Origin of the sequence: Bradyrhizobium sp. IC4059, from assembly GCF_020193615.1 — a bacterium.
Classification (GTDB): domain Bacteria; phylum Pseudomonadota; class Alphaproteobacteria; order Rhizobiales; family Xanthobacteraceae; genus Bradyrhizobium; species Bradyrhizobium yuanmingense.
Map to the genome: position 1 here is coordinate 141996 of NZ_JADYVH010000010.1, position 17209 is coordinate 159204.

At 65.6% G+C, this 17209-nt stretch carries 17 protein-coding genes; 6 read left to right on the forward strand and 11 right to left on the reverse strand.

From position 1 onward, the window contains the following. Nucleotides 1-158: 158 nt before the first annotated feature. Entirely contained in the window at nt 159-1547 is a 1389-nt protein-coding gene (locus tag I6F12_RS27820) for an NAD(P)/FAD-dependent oxidoreductase (protein WP_225157681.1), read from the reverse strand. A 189-nt stretch (nt 1548-1736) separates the two neighbouring features. Here I6F12_RS27820 and I6F12_RS27825 point away from each other — a divergent pair, with 189 nt between their 5' ends. Beyond that, nucleotides 1737-2702, forward strand: a complete 966-nt coding sequence (locus I6F12_RS27825) for a YiiX/YebB-like N1pC/P60 family cysteine hydrolase (RefSeq protein WP_074447580.1) — start codon at nt 1737-1739, stop codon at nt 2700-2702. 153 nt (nt 2703-2855) lie between these two features. On the opposite strand, the gene I6F12_RS27830 is transcribed toward I6F12_RS27825, so the two are convergent. Then, on the reverse strand, nt 2856-3131 hold the full coding sequence (locus tag I6F12_RS27830; RefSeq protein WP_036003300.1) for a metal-sensitive transcriptional regulator: 276 nt from the start codon (nt 3129-3131) through the stop codon (nt 2856-2858). Nucleotides 3132-3194: 63 nt separating this feature from the next. On the opposite strand from I6F12_RS27830, the gene I6F12_RS27835 reads away from it, so the two are divergent. The 3 genes from I6F12_RS27835 (at nt 3195) to I6F12_RS27845 (ending at nt 7095) form a co-directional block, all read left to right on the forward strand. Continuing rightward, nucleotides 3195-5645 (forward strand): heavy metal translocating P-type ATPase, encoded by a 2451-nt coding sequence (locus I6F12_RS27835; RefSeq protein ID WP_225157682.1) that lies wholly within the window; start codon nt 3195-3197, stop codon nt 5643-5645. Nucleotides 5646-5769: 124 nt separating this feature from the next. Beyond that, nucleotides 5770-6216, forward strand: a complete 447-nt coding sequence (nikR, locus tag I6F12_RS27840) for a nickel-responsive transcriptional regulator NikR (RefSeq protein WP_225157683.1) — start codon at nt 5770-5772, stop codon at nt 6214-6216. A gap of 138 nt (nt 6217-6354) precedes the next feature. Continuing rightward, nucleotides 6355-7095 (forward strand): sulfate transporter family protein, encoded by a 741-nt coding sequence (locus I6F12_RS27845; protein ID WP_225157684.1) that lies wholly within the window; start codon nt 6355-6357, stop codon nt 7093-7095. A 20-nt stretch (nt 7096-7115) separates the two neighbouring features. Here the strand turns inward: I6F12_RS27845 and nth are convergent, their stop codons facing one another. Then, on the reverse strand, nt 7116-7868 hold the full coding sequence (gene nth / locus I6F12_RS27850; RefSeq protein ID WP_225157685.1) for an endonuclease III: 753 nt from the start codon (nt 7866-7868) through the stop codon (nt 7116-7118). 25 nt (nt 7869-7893) lie between these two features. Between nth and I6F12_RS27855 the strand changes: the two genes are divergently transcribed. After that, nucleotides 7894-8427: a DUF2244 domain-containing protein gene (locus tag I6F12_RS27855; RefSeq protein WP_225157753.1), complete on the forward strand. Its 534-nt coding sequence runs from the start codon at nt 7894-7896 to the stop codon at nt 8425-8427. A gap of 54 nt (nt 8428-8481) precedes the next feature. Further along, nucleotides 8482-9378 carry a bifunctional helix-turn-helix domain-containing protein/methylated-DNA--[protein]-cysteine S-methyltransferase gene (locus I6F12_RS27860; RefSeq protein WP_036024351.1) on the forward strand — a complete coding sequence of 299 codons (897 nt, stop codon included), beginning with the start codon at nt 8482-8484 and terminating at the stop codon, nt 9376-9378. Nucleotides 9379-9529: 151 nt separating this feature from the next. On the opposite strand, the gene I6F12_RS27865 is transcribed toward I6F12_RS27860, so the two are convergent. The 8 genes from I6F12_RS27865 to dnaK all read right to left on the reverse strand — a co-directional run bounded on the left by I6F12_RS27865 (nt 9530) and on the right by dnaK (nt 16973). Beyond that, the gene (locus I6F12_RS27865; RefSeq protein ID WP_036003261.1) at nt 9530-10153 is read right to left on the reverse strand and encodes a 2,3-bisphosphoglycerate-dependent phosphoglycerate mutase; all 624 of its coding nucleotides are present in this window, start codon (nt 10151-10153) and stop codon (nt 9530-9532) included. Nucleotides 10154-10179: 26 nt separating this feature from the next. Then, nucleotides 10180-10995 (reverse strand): 4-hydroxy-tetrahydrodipicolinate reductase, encoded by an 816-nt coding sequence (dapB, locus tag I6F12_RS27870; RefSeq protein WP_225157686.1) that lies wholly within the window; start codon nt 10993-10995, stop codon nt 10180-10182. Between the two features lie 291 nt (nt 10996-11286). Continuing rightward, entirely contained in the window at nt 11287-11598 is a 312-nt protein-coding gene (locus I6F12_RS27875) for a DUF1330 domain-containing protein (RefSeq protein WP_036003256.1), read from the reverse strand. A 25-nt stretch (nt 11599-11623) separates the two neighbouring features. Next, nucleotides 11624-12334, reverse strand: coding sequence for an orotidine-5'-phosphate decarboxylase (pyrF, locus tag I6F12_RS27880; protein ID WP_036024347.1), 711 nt, complete (start codon nt 12332-12334; stop codon nt 11624-11626). 6 nt (nt 12335-12340) lie between these two features. Then, nucleotides 12341-12919, reverse strand: coding sequence for an NAD(P)H-dependent oxidoreductase (locus I6F12_RS27885; RefSeq protein ID WP_036024345.1), 579 nt, complete (start codon nt 12917-12919; stop codon nt 12341-12343). Between the two features lie 55 nt (nt 12920-12974). Then, nucleotides 12975-13574: an rRNA adenine N-6-methyltransferase family protein gene (locus I6F12_RS27890; protein ID WP_036003251.1), complete on the reverse strand. Its 600-nt coding sequence runs from the start codon at nt 13572-13574 to the stop codon at nt 12975-12977. Between the two features lie 88 nt (nt 13575-13662). Continuing rightward, the gene (dnaJ, locus tag I6F12_RS27895; RefSeq protein ID WP_036003248.1) at nt 13663-14799 is read right to left on the reverse strand and encodes a molecular chaperone DnaJ; all 1137 of its coding nucleotides are present in this window, start codon (nt 14797-14799) and stop codon (nt 13663-13665) included. A 272-nt stretch (nt 14800-15071) separates the two neighbouring features. Further along, nucleotides 15072-16973 carry a molecular chaperone DnaK gene (dnaK, locus tag I6F12_RS27900; RefSeq protein ID WP_036003245.1) on the reverse strand — a complete coding sequence of 634 codons (1902 nt, stop codon included), beginning with the start codon at nt 16971-16973 and terminating at the stop codon, nt 15072-15074. Nucleotides 16974-17209 lie beyond the last annotated feature (236 nt).

Consider the following 17209-nt stretch of genomic DNA (forward strand, 5'->3'; position numbering starts at 1 on the left):
GCGAGCCCGGGACCCATAACCCCGGGGAGTGGTTATGGGGCAAGGTGGCAACTCCGAGTCTTCGCCAAACCACTCCCTGTGAGTATGGGTCCCGAATCTGCGCTCCGCTTCGCTGCGCCTGTCCGGACGACAGTGGAATTTATCGCGGCTTGATCGTCTTACTGCTTCGGCACGCGCCGCTTCTTCGTCGACTGGGTCGGCACGTCGGCCGGCTCGTCCTTCAGCGCGCCGATCTTGCGCAGGGCTGCATCGGCGGCGCGTTCGCCGCTTTCCCAGGCGCCGTCGACGGTGCCCCAGAGCGTCTCGTGCGTGGCTTCGCCGGCGAGGAACACATTGCCGATCGGCTCGGCCAGGGTCCTTCGCGACAGCTGGCCGCCCGGCGAGGCTGCCGACATCGCGCCCATGACGTAAGGCGAGGCGTTCCAGCGCGTGGCGCTGGTCTTCTGCACCACGGAAGCGGCCTCGCTGCCGAACAGCTTCGTGATCCATTCCCTGGCGAAAGCCACCATCGCCTTCTCGCCCTGCTCGGCGAGATCGCGGCCGAACGAGCCGCCGACATCGATCGAGCACAGCGAGGAGCCGCCGATATTGGCTAACATCAGCGCCGTGCGGGTCGAATTGCTCTGCTCGATCAGGATATCGTCGCGCGACAGGCCGAGCGGATTGCCCGGCAGCTGCAGCACGATGCGATCGTAGCTACCGAGGCTGAGCTTCGATGCCGCATCCAGCGTCCGCTTGGGAATGTCGGGCGCGAACTTGATCGCGCCCGATGTCAGCACATTGGTCGAGACCGTGACGATGGCGGCGCGCGCCGCGATCTTGCCGGCTTGCGTCTCGATGCTGACGTCGCGATTGCTCCAGGCGATGCGGCTCGCCGGCGTCGACAGCGCCACCGGCGCCTGCTCGGCGAGCCTAGCGATCAGTGTGCCCAAACCCTGCCGGCAGGCGATCGCCGCGTTGCGGTCCTGCGCGCGTCCCTTGTCGATCGCGGAGAGCTCCTTCAGGTCCTTGCCGGCAAAGCTCGCGCCCAGCATGAACTCGGCCGCGCCGGCCCAGTCGCCGAGATCCTTCGGCATCACCGATGCGCAGGAGGTGTCGAGCTTGCCCCGCCCGGCCTCGTCGATGGCGCGGTTGGCGCGCACTAGGGCGGCCAGGAACTGCTCGGTCTCGCCCGCGCGGGCATTGCGGCGGCCGATGCGCATTTTCTGGCCCGAGGGCGCCGGCAGCACGTCCAGCCCGGCACTGCGCGCCAGCCGGATCATCGGGTTGGTGTCCGGATTGTACATCCAGCGCGCGCCGCGGTCGAACGGCGTGTCGAAGGTCGTGCTGTCGGTGATGCAGCGGCCGCCGACTTGCGCGGCCGCTTCCACTACGATGACCTTGCGGCCCGTTGCCAAGATACGCCGCGCCGCGGCAATTCCCGCCGCCCCCGCGCCGATCACGACGATGTCAGCCTCGCGCGGCAGGGGCGCGGCGGATGCGCGCAGCACCGGCATCGCCGCAAGGGCCGCCGACGCCGAAAGAAAGCCGCGGCGCGTGATTGTCATGTCATGGTTTCCGGGGACTTGCGGCGAACGTGAACAGCCCGCGAACCTTGCCGTATCCGATGTTGCGCAGCAACCAGGATGGTGAATCAACCATGCTTGATCTCACAGAGTGATGAACCGAATTGCAACACGTTTCGACCATGATAGAGAAGGGAAAAAGACGGCCGGAAAAGGCCGTGGGGGGTTGAGATGGGGACGGTCCTGGATTCTGTCGGCAAGGTGATTGCCGCGTACCTCTCAAAGGAGGTGCCGGGCTATGAGCCGTTCACGCCGAGCGACCCCGAGCATCTGCGCGGCATCATCGAGCCCGGCGACGTGCTGCTGGTCGAGGGCAACAACCGCATCTCCGGCATCATCAAATACTTGACGCAGTCGACCTGGTCGCACGCCGCGCTCTATGTCGGTCCGATCGATGGGGCAGAGGAGTCCAATGGCGAGCCGCATGTTCTGATCGAGGCCAATATCGGCGAGGGCGTCACCTCGGCGCCGCTGTCGAAATATTTCCCCTATCACACCCGCGTCTGCCGCCCGGTCGGGCTGTCCTATGAGGATCGCACCACGGTGTGCCGCTATGCGATCAACCGCATCGGCTTCGGCTACGACACCAAGAACATCGTCGACCTCATGCGCTATCTGTTCCCGCTGCCGATACCGCAGCGCTGGCGCCGACGCATGATCGCGATCGGCTCGGGCGACCCGACCAAGATCATCTGCTCGGCGCTGATCGCGCAGGCCTTCGACGCCGTGCGCTACCCGATCCTGCCGAAGATCACCAAGGCCGGCAGCCGCGCCGCACGGCGCGAGATACTGCACATCCGCGATTCCTCGCTCTACATGCCCCGCGACTTCGACATCTCGCCCTATTTCGAAGTCGTCAAACCCACCATCGTGCACGGGTTCGACTACACCGCCTTGCACTGGGCCGACAAGCAGAAGCCGCTCGAGGAGGTGGCGGGCTCATTCAGTGTGTTTCCAGAAGCGCTCGTGGCGCCGCCGCTCGCTCCTGAAGCGGCTGACGAAGCGACGTCGGGTGAAATTCCGGCTCAAGAAGTGAGCGCGCCGCCTGCGCGAGCCAGTGTGGCTTTCTCCGAGCATTTCGTGCAGCTGAGCGAGCTCGCGATGTATCGCGCGCGGGCGCGGGAGAAGACGGCTTAGGTTCGCACGGTCTCGTAGGGTGGGCAAAGGCGCGAAGCGCCGTGCCCACGTTCGGGCGCGATCACTGACCGACGGTGGGCACGCTCCGCTTTGCCCACCCTACGAGACTTCGCCACGAGCGCAGCGAAGCAACGGCGGTGGAGAGAGCGCGCGCTACCGATCCGCCCGTCCGATCACCGCCATCAGCTCCGCGATCTTGGCGCGCTGGTCGGCCTTGTCGCCGCTCGCGATGGCGTGCTCGACGCAATGGGCGACGTGATCCTTCAAAACCTCTTCCTCGACCCGGCGCAGCGCGGCGCGCACCGCCGCGATTTGCGTCACGATGTCGATGCAGTAGCGGTCTTCCTCTACCATTCTCGAGAGGCCACGAACCTGGCCCTCGATTCGGCCGAGACGTTTTCCGACGGATGCCTTGATGTCCTTGCGCATGGGGTCTATATACCCCTACCGGGTATAGGTTTCAAGACCAAGCGCAAAGGCCGGAACATGGCAATGAACAACAACGAGCACGAGCATCGTCACAGCGCGGGAACGCATTCCGGATGCGGCTGTTCCACGAAAGCTGCAGCGCCGGCGGCGAAGCCCGAGGCTACCTCGTGCTGCGGCGGCCACGGCGATCATGCCGGCCACGACCATCATCACGGCGACGCCGCAACCAAGGTCAAAGATCCCGTCTGCGGCATGATGGTCGATCCCGCGACCTCGAAGCATCGCATCACACATCACGGCGAGACCTTCCATTTCTGCTCGTCCGGCTGCCGCACCAAGTTCGCCGCCGATCCCGCCAAGTATCTTGCCAAGGACAAGGCGCCCGAACCGGAGATGCCCGCGGGCACGATCTACACCTGTCCGATGCACCCGCAGATCCGCCAAGTCGGTCCGGGCACGTGCCCGATCTGCGGCATGGCGCTGGAGCCTGAGGTCGCAAGCCTTGAGACCGGCCCCAATCCCGAGCTCGCCGACATGACGCGACGGTTCTGGATCGGCGGCGTGCTGTCGCTGCCGCCGATCGCGCTGGAGATGGGCGGCCACCTCGCGGGCCCCCACAGCTGGATCGATCCGACCGTGTCGAATTGGATCCAGCTCGTCTTTGCAACGCCCGTGGTGCTGTGGGCCGGCTGGCCGTTCTTCGTTCGCGGCTGGCAATCGCTGCTGACGCGCAATCTCAACATGTTCACGCTGATCGCGATGGGTACGGGCGTTGCCTATGTCTACAGCGTGCTCGGCACGGTCACGCCGCAGATCTTCCCCGCCACCTTCCGCGGCCATGAGGGCGCGGTCGCAGTCTATTTCGAGGCGGCCGCCGTCATCACCGTCCTGGTGCTGCTCGGCCAGGTGCTGGAGCTGCGCGCCCGCGATGCGACCTCGGGCGCGATCAAGGCGCTGCTGCAGCTCGCGCCGAAAACCGCGCGCCGCGTCGACGCCGACGGCAGCGAGCACGAGGTCGAGATCGACACGCTGCACGCCGGCGATCGCCTGCGCGTCCGTCCCGGCGAGAAGGTGCCGGTCGACGGCATCATCCTCGAAGGCCGCTCGTCGCTCGATGAATCGCTGGTGACGGGCGAATCCATGCCGGTCTCCAAGGAGGCTGGCGCAAAAGTCATCGCCGGCACGCTGAACCAGTCCGGCAGCTTCATCATGCGCGCCGACAAGGTCGGGCGCGAGACGCTGCTATCGCAGATCGTGCAAATGGTCGCGGATGCGCAGCGCTCGCGCGCCCCGATCCAGCGCCTGGCCGACCAGGTCTCCGGCTGGTTCGTGCCGGCCGTGATCGTCGTTGCCCTCGCCGCCTTCGGTGCCTGGGCCTGGTTCGGACCGGAGCCGCGGCTGGCCTTCGGCCTGGTCGCCGCTGTCAGCGTGCTGATCATCGCATGTCCCTGCGCGCTCGGCCTCGCGACGCCGATGTCGATCATGGTCGGCGTCGGCCGCGGCGCGCAAGGCGGCGTGCTGATCAAGAACGCCGAAGCGCTGGAGCGGATGGAGAAGATCGACACGCTGGTGGTCGACAAAACAGGCACGCTGACCGAAGGCAAGCCGAAGGTGGTGACGATCGCGCCGGCGTCCGGCTTCGTGGAAGAAGGCATCCTCCGGCTGGCGGCCACCGTCGAGCGCGCCAGCGAGCATCCGCTGGCCGACGCCATCGTGCGCGCGGCCAAGGAAAAGCAGCTCACCCTCGGCCAGGTCGAGCAGTTCGACTCGCCGACGGGCAAGGGCGCGACCGGCAAGGTCGACGGCAAGACCATCGTGCTAGGCAATGCCAGATATCTGTCGTCGATCGGCGTCGATACCCATTCGCTCGACGCCGAAGCCGAACGGCTGCGCGGTGACGGCGCCACCGTGATCAACATGGCCGTCGACGGCCGGCTTGCCGGCCTGTTTGCGATCGCTGATCCGGTCAAGGTCTCGACGCCGGAGGCGCTGAAAGCGCTCGCGGCGGAAGGCATCAAGGTGATCATGCTGACCGGCGACAACCGCACCACGGCGGAGGCCGTTGCGCGCCGGCTCGGCATCGCCGAGGTCGAGGCCGAAGTGCTGCCGGACCAGAAGAGCGCGGTGGTGACCAAGCTGCAGAAGGCAGGCCGCAGCGTCGCCATGGCCGGCGACGGCGTCAACGACGCGCCGGCGCTGGCGGCGGCCGAGGTCGGCATCGCCATGGGCACCGGCACCGATGTTGCGATGGAGAGCGCCGGCGTGACGCTGCTCAAGGGCGACCTCGTCGGCATCGTCCGCGCGCGAAAACTGTCGCAGGCGACGATGAGCAACATCCGGCAGAACCTGTTCTTCGCCTTCATCTACAACGCCGCCGGGATTCCGATCGCCGCCGGCGTTCTCTATCCGGCGTTCGGTCTGCTGCTCTCCCCGATCATCGCCGCGGCGGCGATGGCGCTGTCCTCGGTCAGCGTCGTTGGCAACGCGCTGCGGCTGCGTGCGACGCGGCTGTAAGGACGCTGTGTAGCCCGGATGGAGCGTAAGCGAAATCCGGGGGTCCTGCCGCATATTGCACCGTCCCGGATTGCGCTTCGCTCCATCCGGGCTACGGTTCAGAGGACATAAGCGGGAGCATCTGATGCAGCGGATTACCATCACGATCGAGGACGATCTCCTGGCGGAGATCGACGCCGCGGCCGAAGCGCGCGGTTACCAGAACCGCTCCGAGATCATCCGCGACCTCGCGCGCGCCGGCCTGCAGCAGAGCGCCGAGGACACCGCGCAAACTGGCCAATGCGTCGCCGGCCTCGTCTACGTCTATGACCACGCGGCGCGCGATCTGTCGAAACGGCTGGTGCAGGAATTCCACGGCCACCACGACCTCGCGCTGGCGACGCTGCATGTTCACCTCGACGACAACAATTGCATGGAGATGACGGCGCTGCGCGGCGCAGCCTCCGAGGTCAGACATTTCGCCGACCACATCATCGCCGAACGCGGCGTGCGCTACGGCCGCGTGGTGATGATCCCGACCGGGGATGGCAAGCCGGCGAAGACGCGCAAGCATGGGCATAGGCACGATTAGGCTGGATCTTACCCTCCCCCTCCAGGGGAGGGTGAGCAAGAGCTCGCGCCGCGTCCGCGGCCGAGGGCTGCCCCCGCCCTTGCCGAAGCCGCATTGGGTGTCTACCTCTCGCGAGGTGTTTATTTCAGAGGGTCCCCCATGCTGGATGCCGCCATCAAGGCGCTGTCGCAATTGATCTCGCCGCCGATGCGCTCGATCCTGTGGCGGTCGATCGGGCTCGCGCTGGTGCTGATCACCGTGCTGGCGATCGGCTTGCAGCGGCTGCTCAGCTGGTTTGCGACCTCCGGCGAGGTCTGGCTGGAAGGCCTGCTCGGGCCGGGCTGGCATTCTTCGATCGAGGTTCTCTCCTGGATCGTCTCGATCGCGACGGGTCTCGGCGTCGTGTTCGGCGGCATCTTCCTGATGCCGGCGATCACCTCGCTGGTGGCGAGCCTGTTCGTCGACGACGTCGCCGACATCGTCGAGCGCGAGCATTATCCGGCCGAGCGGCCGGGCGCGGCACTGCCGTTCAGCCGGGCGATGCTCGAGGGCATCAAGACCGCGCTCGTGGCCATCCTGGTCTATCTCGCCGCTCTGCCGCTGGTGCTGTTCGCCGGCGCCGGTTTCCTGATCTTCTTCCTCGCCGCCGCCTGGCTGCTGGGCCGCGAATATTTCGAGCTCGCCGCGATGCGCTTCCGCCCGCCGGAGGAAGCCAAGGCGATGCGGCGCGACAATGCCGCGACCGTCTTCACCGCCGGCCTGTTCATCGCCGCCTTCGTCTCGATCCCGATCGTCAATCTGGCGACGCCGATCTTCGGCATGGCCTTCATGGTCCACATGCACAAGCGCCTGTCAGGCCCGCGGCCCGAGCTGATCGAGCCGGCGCGGCAGGTGCCATAGCGGCCCGGGGCGGCGCTGCCTCACACCGTCTTCTCCGGCCAGCGACAGAGATCGTTGATCAGGCAGACCTCGCAGCGTGGCTTGCGCGCGAGGCACGTATAACGGCCGTGCAGGATCAGCCAATGATGCGCGTGCAGCATGAACTCGGCCGGGATCACCTTTTCCAGGCCAAGCTCGACCTCCAGCGGCGTCTTGCCGGGCGCTAGGCCCGTGCGGTTGCCGACGCGGAAGACATGGGTGTCGACCGCCATGGTGTGCTCGCCGAAGGCCATGTTGAGCACGACGTTGGCGGTCTTGCGACCTGCGCCGGGCAATGACTCGATCTCCGTGCGCGTGCGCGGCACCTCGCCGCCGAATTCATTGAGCAGCTTGGCCGACAGCGCGATCACGTTCCTGGCCTTGGTGCGGTAGAGTCCGATCGTCTTGATGTAGTCGCGCAAGCGCTCCTCACCGAGATCGAGCATCTTCTGCGGGGTGTCGGCAACGTCGAACAGCGCACGCGTCGCCTTGTTGACGCCGGCATCGGTCGCCTGTGCCGACAGCACCACCGCGACCAGCAGCGTGAACGGGTTGACGTGCTCGAGCTCGCCCTTGGGCTCCGGATTGGCCTTGCGGAAACGGCTGAAGACCTCGTGGACCTCGGCCGGCGTCCACGGTCTTGTGGCTTTAAGTGATTTCTTCGCGGGCGCTTTCGGCTTGGTCGCGACCGGTCTTGCCGTTTTCTTCGGCACCGCCGCTTTGCGCGGGACCGGCTTGCGGGTGATTTTCGCCATGATCGGGATATACTGATGGACGATGATGAGCACAGGCAACGAAATTGCGCGGGCGCGATCCGAGAGCGAGGACGAGCCTCAGATCTTCTCCGCGCTGCTGACGCCGCACCGCTCGCTGAACCGCACCGGCTTTCTCGCCGTGATGCTGTTCCTGAGCGCCGTCGGCTTCGTCACGGGCCTTGCTTTCCTGATGATGGGCGCCTGGCCGGTGCTCGGCTTCTTCGGTCTCGACGTGCTCGTGATCTGGTGGGCCTTCAAGGTCAATTTTCGCGCCGCACGGGCCAGCGAGGAAATCGTGGTGACGCCGTCGGAATTGCGGGTGCGACGCGTCAGCCATCGTGGCCAGGTTGCCGAATGGACCTTCAATCCGCTCTGGGTCCGGCTCGACCAGGAGGTCGATGAGGAATACGGCATCGAGCACCTTTATCTGATCTCCCGCGGCCGCCGCCTGCTTATCGCGGGCTTTCTCGGGCCGGCAGAAAAGGCCAGCTTTTACAATGCCTTGGTGGGGGCTCTCAACGCCGCGCGGCGTGGCCCGACCTATCATCCGGCGACCTGAGCACAGTCGGAAATCGGGTGGTTTCGCGCCAGTCCCTCCCCTACATTTCCGGTCATGATGACCCTTGCGATACATGACCAGCGCCTGGCCAGGCCGGGCACCCAGAACGCCGCGTTGCGCGACTATGATTCGGTGCGGCGGGCGATCGCCTTCATCTCGGCGAACTGGCGCGCGCAACCGACCATCGAGGCGATGGCGGATGCCGCTGGCGTCACGCCGGATGAGCTGCACCATCTGTTCCGCCGCTGGGCTTCGATCACGCCGAAGGCTTTCATGCAGGCACTCACCCTCGACCACGCCAAGAACCTGCTCAGGGATTCCGCCAGCATCCTTGACGCGGCGCTCGACTCCGGCCTGTCCGGGCCGGGCCGGCTGCACGACCTCTTCGTCACCCATGAAGCGATGTCGCCGGGCGAATGGAAGAACGGCGGTGCCGGCCTCACCCTGCGCTACGGCTTCCATTCCTCGCCGTTCGGCACAGCGATCGTGATCGCCACCGACCGCGGCCTGTCGGGCCTCGCCTTCGCCGATCACGGCGAGGAGAAGATCGCGCTCGCCGACATGACGCGGCGCTGGCCGAACGCCACCTATGTGGAAGATCATGAAGGCACCGCGCCGCTCGCGGCGCGCATCTTCGATCCAAAATTGTGGCGGCCGGACCAGCCGCTGCGCGTGGTGCTGATCGGCACCGATTTCGAAGTGCGGGTGTGGGAGACGCTCTTGAAGATTCCGATGGGCCGCGCAGTGTCCTATTCCGACATCGCCTGCAACATCAGGAATCCCAAGGCTTCGCGCGCCGTCGGTGCTGCGGTCGGCAAGAACCCGGTCTCGTTCGTCGTGCCCTGCCACCGCGCACTCGGCAAGAGCGGCACGCTCACCGGCTATCATTGGGGCATCACCCGCAAGCAGGCGATGCTGGGCTGGGAGGCCGGGCAGCTTGGGCTGCAGTAGGCAAGATGCAGTAGGATTTCGTAGGGTGGGTTAGCGCAGCGTAACCCACCTCTCTGGTTTCCGCAGAACAGAAGTGGTGGGTTACGCCAGCGACTGCGCTTTGCGCAGTCGCCGTCTAACCCACCCTACGGCACCGCGCTTGCGGCAAAGTCTACCCCGCCAGATCCAGCTTCGAGGCCACGGTCGAATCCGCGTTGAGGCGGTAGATGATCGGCACGCCGGTGGCGAGCTCGCGCTTCAAAATGCCTTCGGGCGAGAGCTTCTCCAGCACCATGATCAGCGCGCGCAGCGAGTTGCCGTGGGCGGCAACCAGCGTGCGCTTGCCGTTGAGCACACCGGGCAGGATCTCCTGCACGTAGTACGGCAACGCGCGCGCGAGCGTGTCCTTCAGGCTTTCGCCGCCGGGCGGCGGCACGTCGTAGGAGCGGCGCCAGATCAGCACCTGCTCCTCGCCCCATTTCTTGCGGGCGTCGTCCTTGTTGAGACCGGAGAGATCACCGTAGTCGCGCTCGTTGAGCGCGAGGTCCTTCGAAGTCGGCAGACCCTCCTGGCCGAGCTCAGCGAGGATGAGATCGAGCGTGTGCTGCGCGCGCGTCAGCACCGAGGTGTAGGCGACGTCGAACACCAAGCCCTGTGCCTTCAGCTTGCGGCCGGCTTCTTTGGCTTCCTTCACGCCGAGTTCGGTGAGGTCAGGGTCCTTCCAGCCCGTGAACAGGTTCTTCAGATTCCATTCGCTCTGGCCGTGGCGCACGAGCACGAGAAGGCGTTCGCTCATTGACTGCTTTCCGTTGCTTGATTGGATCAGATATCGTCGAGGCCGAGCACGTCGGCCATGGTGTAGTGCCCCGGCTTCTTGCCGTGCGCCCACAGCGCCGCCTTGAGCGCACCATGGGCGAACAGCATGCGGTCCTCGGCCTGATGCGACAGCGTCAGGCGCTCGAACGGGCCGAGGAAGGTGACGCTGTGGTCGCCGGCCACGGTGCCGCCGCGCAAGGAGGCGAAGCCGATATTGCCCGGCCGGCGCGCGCCGGTGATGCCGTCCCGGCCACGCTCGGAATGGTCATCGAGGGTGACGCCGCGGCCGCTCGCTGCGGCCTGCCCCAGCATCAGCGCGGTGCCCGAGGGTGCATCGACCTTCATGCGGTGATGGGTCTCGACGATCTCGATATCAAAACTCTGGTCGAGCGCCTTGGCAACGCGCTTGACCACGGCGGCGAGCAGATTGACGCCGAGACTCATATTGCCCGACTGCACCACCACGGCGCGATTGGTGACGCTCTTGATCACGGCATTGTCCGAGCCGGACAGGCCGGTCGTGCCGATGACGTGCACGAGGCCGCGTTCGGCGGCGATCGCGACATTGGCGATGGTCGCCGCAGGCACTGTGAAATCGAGGATGCCGTCGGCCTCCTTGCACATCGCCCAGAGATCGGCGGAGAGCTTGATGCCGTTGGCGGGCAGGCCGGCGATCACGCCGGCATCCTTGCCGAGCAGCTGGGAGCCCGGCGCCTCCAGCGCGCCGGCCAGCACGGCGCCCTCGCTTTCAGCAATCGCCCGCACCAGCGCCCGGCCCATCCGGCCGCCGGCTCCCGCAACAATCAAGCGCATGTCGGACATGGTGTGATCCTCTTCGAGGCCGTTGTAGCGGGGGGAGGCAGTTCCGGCAACCGAGGGGCGATCGGGGGGCGCAGGCGCTCTTACTTTTTCCCTGGAGGGGTCCGGGACGAGCGTAGCTCGCCCGTGGGTCGGCACGCGATCGAGCAAAGCGAAATTGCGTGACGGGGTGGGGTGACGGTCTCTCCGCGACGAACAGTGCCCGGTGGAGAGATCACCCCGCCCCGCTCGCGCTGCGCGCGATCGACCCTTCCCCTCCAGGCCCCTCCAGGGAGGGTAAGACGGGATCGAGCCTCAGCCGTCCTGCGGCTGCGGGCCGTCGTAGCCTTCGATGACGATGAGGTCGGCGATCGAGTGCGGCTGGCGCACCTTGATGTTGGCCTGGTATTCCGGCGAGTTGTAGCAGGCGAGCGCGGTCTCGTAGTCAGGGAATTCGATCACGACGTTGCGGTTGCGGCTGGCGCCTTCGACGGCGGTGAACTTGCCGGCGCGGACGACGAAGCGGCCGCCCCATTTCTTGAAGATCGGGCCGTTGGCGATGGCGTAGGGCTTATAGCCCTCGTCATTGCTGACGTCGACACGCCCGATCCAGTAGCCTTTTGCCATTGTTCTTCTCCCTGTTGTTGATGGATTACCCGAGAGCTTGCGCGATCTCGGCGTGGATGGTGTCCGCGACGGCCTTGGGATCGGCGGCTTCCACAACCGGGCGCCCGACGACCAGATAATCCGCGCCGGCGGCGATCGCACGGCTAGGCGTCATGATGCGCTTCTGGTCGCCGCTGGCGGCGCCCGCCGGACGAATGCCGGGGGTGACGAGGCTCATCTGGTGGCCGACGATCTTGCGCAGGCTACCCACCTCCTCCGGCGAGGACACGAGGCCATCGACACCGAGCACCTGCGCCTGCTGCGCACGCGCCTCGACCAACTCCGACACGCTGAGCCGATAACCGGCCGCATGCAAATCGTCGTCGTCGTAGGACGTCAGCACCGTCACGGCGAGGATCTTCAGGCTGGCGCTGCCGCGGCCTTCGACGGCGCCCTTCATGGTCTGCGGATAGGCGTGCACGGTGACGAAGGTCGCGCCCAGCTTGGCGACGCTCTCCACGCCGCGCGTCACGGTGTTGCCGATGTCGTGCATCTTGAGATCGGCGAACACCTTCTTGCCCGCATCAGCGAGCTTGCCGATCAGCGGCAGGCCGCCGGCATAAGCGAGTTGATAGCCGATCTTGTAGAACGTGACGCTGTCGCCGAGCTTCGCGATCATCGCCTCCGCGGCATCAACGCTCGGCAGATCGAGCGCAACGATCAGGCGGTCCTTCGGGGCGATCTCGGCTGGCGTCATGTCACCTCACATCATGCGTTGGGAAACGTCGATCAACTGCGTCACCAGCTCCTTCAGCGCGGCGATATCGCCCTCGTTCTTCAGCCTGTCCCTATCGTCATAGGCCTGGTCGGCAAAGGCGAGCGTGAGCTGGCTGGCAATCACGTTGGCGTGGCAGGCGGAGAGGATCAGCCGCAGCGCCTGCAGCGCGCGGGCGGCACCTAACCGGCTCTGGGACGCGCCGGCAAGCGCGAAGACCCGGTTGCGGAACACCTCTCCGCGCGCCTCGTGCAGCTCGTGCACGCGGCTGACCCAGTCGATCGCGTTCTTCAGGAGCGGCGGCACCGAGGCGTTGTATTCGGGCGAGACGATGAGGACACCGTGATGCGCGCCGATCATGCGCTTCAGATTGATCGCGTGCTTGGGCACGCCCGATTTGGCCTGGAGATCGCCGTCATAGATCGGCAGCGGAAAATCGGCGAGCGAGATGCGGGTGACGTCGACGCCGGCCTGGACGAATTCGTAAGCAGCCACAGCCGCCAGCTTCGCATTGTGCGAGCCGGTGCGCAGCGAGCCGGGAATGATCAGGATCTTGGGGGCTGGCATCCAATCTCATGCATTCGGCGAAACGAGCCCGCCGCGCAAAGAGGAGCCGGCGGATTTAATGCTTGCGATACACCCAGACGCGGGCCGGCGGAAGGTTCATCCAGATCCGTTCCGAGGCCTCTGTGGACACGCCGGATAGCGATTTCGGGATCGGCGGCACCACCGCATAGGTGAACTGGATGAAGGGCGCACCGGGCGCGAGCGCGGTGAAGGCATCGCGGATGAGCCGCAGCCGCGTCAGCATCGGTTTGGTGACGAGCGGCAGGCCGGACACGACCGCGCTGGCCGGCGCGCTCAAGACGTTCCAGAGCGTGTCGCGCAGGCGGTAGGCATCGCCCTGCACCACCTTGGCTTGCGGGTAGCGGTCGCGCAGCAGCGCGCAGAAGCCGGGATTGTATTCGACGAGAACGAGACGTTTCTGGTCGACCCCGCGCTCGATCAGCGCGGACGTGATGGCGCCGGTGCCGGGTCCGAGCTCGACCACCGGTGCGTCGGAATCGGGATCGACATAATGAGCCATGGTCCGCGCCAGCAGCTTGCCGGACGGCATCACCGCGCCCATGTGCAAGGGCTTTTCGATCCACGACCTGAGAAAGCGCACCTCGTCATCGAGACGAGGCTTCTTCAACGCACGCGCGGACGATGGCAATGGCATGTCGGGACCGGACGGAACCGCAGGACCGCGGCGTGTCAGAAAATGGTCATAAAGACGTATAGGCCGGAGGCGATACGGTCAAGACGCGTCAGTTCGCCCGATTGCCGAAGAAATCCTTGACCTTGGCGAAGAAACCCTCGGCTTCCGGCTGGGTGTTGCCGGAGGAGAGCTTCTCGAACTCGGCCAGCAATTCCTGCTGCTTTTTGGTCAGGTTCTGCGGGGTCTCGACCATGACCTGAACGTACATGTCGCCCATCTGGCGCGACCGCAGCACCGGCATACCCTTTGATGCAATGCGGAAACGACGGCCCGACTGGGTGCCGGCGGGCACCTTCACCTTGGTCTTGCCCTTCTCGATGGTCGGCACCTCGAATTCGCCGCCGAGCGCGGCGGTCACCATCGAGATCGGCACGCGGCAATGCAGATCCGCGCCGTCACGCTGGAAGAACTGGTGCTGGGCCAGCGACAGGAAAATGTAGAGGTCGCCGGGCGGTCCGCCGCGCACGCCAGCCTCGCCCTCGCCGGCGAGCCTGATCCGTGTGCCGTCCTCGACACCTTGCGGAATGTTGACCGAGAGCGTCCGCTCGCGGGTCACCCGCCCTTGTCCCGCGCAGGATGGGCAGGCGTCCTCGATCATCTGACCGCGGCCCTGACAGCCCGGGCAGGTCCGCTCCAGCGTGAAGAAGCCCTGCGACTGCCGCACGCGGCCGGCGCCGCCGCAGGTCGAGCAGGTCTTCGGCTTGGTGCCGGCCTTGGCACCGATGCCCGAGCAGGCCTCGCAGGTGACCGAGACAGGAATCTCGATCTGCGCGGTCTTGCCTCCAAAGGCTTCCTCGAGGGTGATTTCCATATTGTAGCGCAGATCGGCGCCGCGCTCGCGGCCGCCGCGGCCGCGCTGTCCGGCCATGCCGAACAGATCCTCGAAGATGTCGGAGAAAGAAGAGGCGAAGCCCGCGCCGAAGCCGGCGCCACCGCCGAAGCCACCGCCCTGCTCGAACGCGGCGTGGCCGTAACGATCATAGGCGGCGCGCTTGTCCTTGTCCTTCAGGACCTCGTAAGCCTCATTGATTTCCTTGAACTTGACTTCGCTGGTCTCATCCCCGGGGTTGCGGTCGGGATGGAATTTCATCGCCAGCTTGCGGAACGACGATTTCAGCTTGCCTTCGTCGGCGTCGCGTTCGACTTCGAGGGTCTCGTAATAGCAGCGCTTGGTGGACGTGGACATGATGGGCTCGGTCTATCCAATCGCGATTCAAGTTGGCGCGGAACAACGCTGACATGCGGCGGAATGAGCGCCCTTCGACCTTGCAGCAGAGGGCAGCCTGGCAGCGCTGAGAATAACGGCTGGGAATTGATCGATCGTAACGGGGCCGACTTTGAAGGAGCCTTGAAAGGAGTCCTGGCCCGTCCGTCCCGACACGACGGCCTCCCCCGCGAGGGAGGAGGCCGGTAGCGTGTGTGGGGTCCAAGCCGTCCGCATCGTCACCCTCTCGGGGCTTAAGCGGACTTCTTGTTGTTCTTGTCGTCGTCGACCTCGGTGAATTCCGCGTCGACGACGTCGTCCTTGGCCGCATCCTTCTTGGCGTCGGCCTCGGCCTGCTGCTTGTACATGGCCTCGCCGAGCTTCATCGAAGCCTGCGCCAGCGTCTGGGTCTTGGCCTTGATCGCCTCGGCATCGTCGCCCTTCAGCGCTTCCTTGAGGTCGCTGACGGCATCCTCGATGGCGCGGCGCTCGCTCTCGGCAACCTTCGAGCCGTGCTCGGCCAAAGCCTTCTCGGTCGAATGCACCAGGCCATCCGCCTCGTTCTTGGCGGTGACGGCCTCGCGGCGCTTCTTGTCGGCCTCGGCATTGGCCTCGGCGTCCTTGACCATCTTCTCGATGTCGGCTTCCGACAGACCGCCGGAGGCCTGGATGCGGATCTGCTGCTCCTTGCCCGTGGCCTTGTCCTTGGCCGAGACGTTGACGATGCCGTTGGCGTCGATGTCGAAGGTCACCTCGATCTGCGGCATGCCGCGGGGCGCCGGCGGAATGCCCATCAGGTCGAACTGACCAAGCATCTTGTTGTCGGCCGCCATTTCACGCTCGCCCTGGAAGACGCGGATGGTGACGGCATTCTGGTTGTCCTCAGCCGTCGAGAACACCTGGCTCTTCTTGGTCGGGATCGTGGTGTTGCGGTCGATGATGCGGGTGAACACGCCGCCCAGCGTCTCGATACCCAGCGACAGCGGGGTGACGTCGAGCAGCAGCACGTCCTTGACGTCGCCCTGGAGCACGCCGGCCTGGATCGCAGCGCCGATCGCCACGACTTCGTCCGGGTTGACACCCTTGTGCGGCTCCTTGCCGAACAGCTGCTTCACGACTTCCTGGACCTTCGGCATGCGCGACATGCCGCCGACCAGCACGACCTCGCCGATCTCACCGGCGGTGACGCCGGCGTCCTTCAGCGCCTTGCGGCAGGGCTCGACGGTCTTCTGGATGAGGTCGTCGACCAGCGCCTCGAACTTGGCGCGGGTGAGCTTCATCGTCAGATGCTTCGGGCCGGTCTGGTCCGCGGTGATGAAGGGCAGGTTGATCTCGGTCTGCGTCGTCGAGGACAGCTCGATCTTGGCCTTTTCAGCGGCTTCCTTCAGGCGCTGCAGCGCGAGCTTGTCGTTGCGCAGGTTGATGCCCTGCTCCTTCTGGAACTCGTCGGCGAGATAACCGACGAGGCGCATGTCGAAATCTTCACCGCCGAGGAAGGTGTCGCCGTTGGTCGACTTCACCTCGAACACGCCGTCGCCGATTTCGAGAATGGAGATATCGAACGTACCGCCGCCGAGGTCATATACCGCGATGGTGCCGGCCTTGGTCTTGTCGAGGCCATAGGCGAGCGCGGCCGCGGTCGGCTCGTTGATGATGCGCAGCACTTCGAGGCCCGCGATCTTGCCGGCGTCCTTGGTCGCCTGGCGCTGGGCGTCGTTGAAGTAGGCAGGAACGGTGATGACGGCCTGCTCGACCTTCTGGCCGAGATGGGCTTCCGCGGTCTCCTTCATCTTCTGCAGGATGAAAGCCGAGACCTGCGAGGGCGAGTAGGTCTGGCCGTCGGCCTCGACCCAGGCGTCGCCGTTGGAAGCCTTCACGATCTTGTAGGGAACGAGCTTCTTGTCCTTCTCGACCATCGGGTCGTCGTAGCGGCGGCCGATGAGGCGCTTCACTGCGAAGAAGGTGCGCTCGGGATTGGTGACGGCCTGGCGCTTGGCCGGCTGGCCGACGAGGCGCTCACCGTCATCCGTGACGGCGACGATCGAAGGCGTCGTGCGCATGCCTTCGGAATTCTCGATGACTTTGGCGTTCTTGCCATCCATCACGGCGACGCACGAATTCGTGGTGCCGAGGTCGATCCCAATGACCTTTCCCATGGTCCTGATATCCTTCTTTTTGCGGCAGGTTGGCTGGGCCCAAGAGGCACCCGAACCGAAACCCCCTAAGATCAAACATCCGCGATATTGCGATGATTGAGGCTCATATAGGAGGGGGGGAGGGGCCCGCAAGGACCGAAGCTAGGTTTCTGCCGCTAAAACATCGGGTTTTGGAAGGTGATATCCGGGCTCAACCGCCCTTGCGGGTGAGGAATTATTAACAGGTCCGGGCGTCG